The organism is uncultured Maritalea sp. (assembly GCF_937139385.1).
In the GTDB taxonomy this organism is placed as follows: domain Bacteria; phylum Pseudomonadota; class Alphaproteobacteria; order Rhizobiales; family Devosiaceae; genus Maritalea; species Maritalea porphyrae_A.
In genome coordinates, this window is sequence record NZ_CAKZPW010000354.1 from 1 (window position 1) to 4018 (window position 4018).

Below are 4018 nucleotides of genomic sequence, written 5' to 3' on the forward strand. Positions count from 1 at the left end.
TAGCAATACCATCAAAAGATTGGCGGCGTTTTTGTGGCGTACGAAGATCTCAAGCAGGCTTTTGGCGCGTGGGTTTTGCATCTTAGTTGCTCGAATCTGTGGTTATGCCACCCGCTTCACCATTTCCTTGGCGGCGGTTGGGACGATTTGGATTGCCTTGCCCTTGTGGACGCTGGCCTTGGCCGGGCTGCGCACCTTCTGGGCGCCCTTCAGCGTTCTGACCCTGTCCATTATCGCCTTGTTGGCGCTGCCCAGCAATTGGCCGTGCGAACGGACTTGGAGCGGGTTCACCCTCGTTGACAATGGCAACCCCTTCCCCCGCTTGGGCAATGCGGGTGGTAATGATTGGCGTATCGGGGCGAATGCGCCCGGCAACCAGCAGATGCGCCCCATCGCGGGCCACAATTTCAACGTCCCGCCGAGACATGCGGTCATCTATGGCGACATAGACATATGAATTGTCATAAATTGCCGCCTCTGGGATGCGCAAGACGCGATCATAAGACAAGCCGGGCACAAGGATTTTAACGAATGTGCCTGGCCGCAATGTTCTGTTGTTATCACCTTCAATTTGAGCAAAAACTTCAACGCCGCCTTTGGTGGCATCTACTTGAGCGCCAACGCGGGTGATTGTGGCTTGGGTCAGGATGGGTTCGGGTTCAACTTCCCACTCCACAGAGATCGTGCGGCCGATCAGACCATCGGTTACCAATTGACCATATTGCTGATCTGACATGGTGAAACCGACTTCTAAGGCAGAAGCCTCATAGAGCGAAATCAGCACTTCATTGTTGGATACAACGCGGCCTTCATCAACATTCTTTGCGGTTATTATGCCGTTGAACGGCGCGTAAATCTTTGTGTCTTCTAGATTGCGCTGCGCGCGCTCTACTTGCCATTCAATACGTTCCAGCGAGGCCGTTTGTCGGTCCAGTTGGGCCTGTTGAACAACGATGTTGCTTTCGCGTTGAATAACGGCCTGCTGGCGTTGGGACACAAGCAACTCGCGGTCATCCAATGTTTTTTCGGTAATTGAGCCCGCCGCAAAAAGCGACTTGGCGCGTTCTAAGTCTCTAATCGACAAATCGTATTGGCTGCGCACGAAGTCCAGGTTCGCCCCTTCAAGAGCCAAGCGTTCTTTGGCTTCGGCGATGGCAAATTTTGCTTCGGCGAGACTGGCCTCCGCTTCTGTTAGCGCACCGCGATAGGTAAAATCATCGATCGTGGCGAGCAATGTACCCTTGGCCACTTCGCCGCCCACAGCAAGGCCGGGTTCAACTTGTAAGACTTTGCCCGCAACTTGGGATCGAATGTCTAAGCTGCTCGCGGCGAGCACTTCACCAAAGTAGGTTAGATTGGGTTGGTAATTTGCATATTGAGCGGGCTGTGATTGCACGGTGAATGTGCGCTCGCGTGGCTCTCGTTTTGGCGGCTCAGGGCGGTCCGCAATCATCATTTGGGCATAAAATCCCGCCCCGCCGAGAATTGCAATTGCGAGAATGATGCGAAATAGGACGCCAAAGATTGAGACACGGCGGCGCTTTGGGGGTGGTGCAACTTGGTCTGTTGCCTTGTCTTCACTTGTTTTATGCAGCATGTGTACCGGCCCGTCCAATTTCCCAATTCCAATATTTGCAGATGGTAATCGCCGATGGTGATTACAACAAATGAAACTTTGGAAAGGTTACGGTCGAGCCGGTTGCTTGGATCAGTCTTCGTTTATGCCGAACATGTTCGGATTAAAGAAATATTGTGTTGAGCAGAACTCACAGGTGACTTCGATCTCATCGTCTTTAATCATGGAAACAATGTCGTCTTTAGAGAACTGGGACAACATCAATTCGATTTTGTCTGCGTCACAGCCGCATTTTTCCACCATGTCCATTGGCTCAAAAACGCGTACGCCTTGTTCGTGGAACAGGCGGAACAACAAGCGTTCTGAAGATAGATCAGGCTCCACCAGTTCAAGATCGTCAATGGTTTCGACCAATGCCCGCGCTTCAACCCAACTGTTTTCGTCTTTAAAGCTATCGTCAGATGTTTGAGGATTTTCGTGATCACCATCGCCGGGCAAGTCCGGCATGGTGCGGCCGCCATGTTCGGGCAAATGTTGCACCAAAACGCCGCCAGCCCGCCACTGAGGTTGCAGGTCGCCTTTGTTTTGCATTTGCGCAACGGCCAAACGCACCCGCGTAGGAATTTGCTCTGATTGCTGGAAGTAGTTGTGCGCCACCGCTTCAAGGCCCGCACCATCCAAGGCCACAATGCCTTGGTAGCGCGACGTATGTTCACCCTGATCGATGGTCATGGCCAATGTGCCCTTGCCCAACAATTCGGCGGGGGCAAGTTTGCCCTGTTTGGCGGCTTCAGACAAAGCTTGCTCGTCAAAACGCGCATAGCCGCGAATACCATTAGGGGTTTGTAGGTCCACAACGATCAGATTGACCGGACCATCGGTTTGGGTCTGCAGGATAAAGCGACCTTCAAACTTCAGAGAAGAGCCAATCAATGAAGCCAGAACAACCGCTTCACCCAACACGCGCGCAACGGGTGTTGGGTAATTGTGGCGGCGCAATATCTGATCGATTGCTTCGCCAAGACGCACAGAACGCCCGCGAATGTCCAATGCCTCAACAGCAAATGGCAGCACCGTATCATCGCCACTTTCTGGGCGATCAAGGCCAACTGCCTTCATAAATTCTTCGCTCATTAGAGCTCCTCAATTCCAAATACCCAAGCCAATACTGCTTTTTGCGCATGCAGACGGTTTTCTGCTTCGTCAAAAACAACTGACTGAGGGCCATCCATTACCCCTGAGGTGACTTCGTCACCACGGTGGGCGGGCAAACAATGCATAAACAAAGCATCTGGCTTTGCTTTTGCCATAAGTTCTTCGGTTACCCGATAGTCCGCAAGGTTTTCGCGGCGAATATTTGCATCCAAATCGCCCATCGATACCCAAGTATCTGTAATGACCAAATCAACGTCTTTGATCGCTTCTGCTGGATCACGCAATACTTTGATGCGACCATTTGCATTGGCGATGTCTGCCTGCATGCCTTGATCAGGGCTATATTGTTCGGGACATGCAATATTCAAGGTGCAGCCCAAAATATCCGCCGCATGCACCCAAGAAGCGAGCACATTGTTGCTGTCGCCAAGCCATGCGATTTTGATGCCGTCAACGGGGCCACGGTGCTCTTCATACGTCATAATGTCCGCCATGATTTGGCACGGATGCGACATGCGTGTGAGACCATTGATGACGGGAATAGAACCTGCACTAGCAAGCTCTAACAAATCATCATGGTTGAGCAAGCGGATCATAATTGCATCCACATAGCGCGACATGACGCGAGCGGTGTCGGCGATGGTTTCGTCGCGCGACAATTGCATTTCTTGGCCGGTCAGCATCAAGGTCTGACCACCCAATTGGCGCATGCCCACATCAAACGAAACGCGGGTGCGGGTGCTCTCGCGATCAAAAATCATCGCCAGGATTTTGCCCTTCAGCAAAGGGGTTTCTTCGCCTGCTTTGAGCTTAGTTTTAATCGCGGTGGCGAGATCTAGGATTTTACGAAGTTCTTCTTTTGAGAAGTCTTTGATATCTAGAAAATGTCTTACTGCTGTCGTTGTCATAACGACCGTCCTCTTCAATGAACTGAAACTTGAAACTGAATTTTAGAAAGCTCTCTAACTGAAGCAACTGGTTGCTCATTATAAAGAGTGTCTACTTCAGTTTTTGACAATCCTTTAGAATAAATTTTTAAGTCGTCTATATTGCCCTTATAACAACTGGGTGGTAAAGGGTTTCCATCTGAGGATCCTCCATCTGGCACTCCGTTTTTATTAAGAAACGTACCTAATCCTAGCACGTTGTTTCCACTGAAGCCAGCATATGTCCCCAATGATGTAGAATCAATGCATATGTTATCTAGGTACAATTTGGCCTTGTTCATTGATGAGTCTAAAGTAAAAACAGCATGATGCCATAATCCGTCACAGACATTGGTATTTC

At 50.5% G+C, this 4018-nt stretch carries 4 protein-coding genes; all 4 read right to left on the minus strand.

Features of this window, described 5'->3' with window-relative positions; translation table 11 throughout:
* Positions 1–82 precede the first annotated feature (82 nt).
* Positions 83–1597, minus strand: coding sequence for an efflux RND transporter periplasmic adaptor subunit (locus Q0231_RS14380; RefSeq protein WP_299348481.1), 1515 nt, complete (start codon positions 1595–1597; stop codon positions 83–85).
* Positions 1598–1708: 111 nt separating this feature from the next.
* On the minus strand, positions 1709–2710 hold the full coding sequence (locus Q0231_RS14385) for an Hsp33 family molecular chaperone (protein WP_299348484.1): 1002 nt from the start codon (positions 2708–2710) through the stop codon (positions 1709–1711).
* Positions 2710–3639 (minus strand): ornithine carbamoyltransferase, encoded by a 930-nt coding sequence (gene argF, locus Q0231_RS14390; protein WP_269392748.1) that lies wholly within the window; start codon positions 3637–3639, stop codon positions 2710–2712. The genes Q0231_RS14385 and argF overlap by 1 nt, the downstream gene beginning before the upstream one ends.
* 14 nt (positions 3640–3653) lie before the next feature.
* Positions 3654–4018, minus strand: a 365-nt coding sequence (locus Q0231_RS14395) for a LamG-like jellyroll fold domain-containing protein (RefSeq protein WP_299348487.1), incomplete at its 5' end; no start/stop codon positions are given.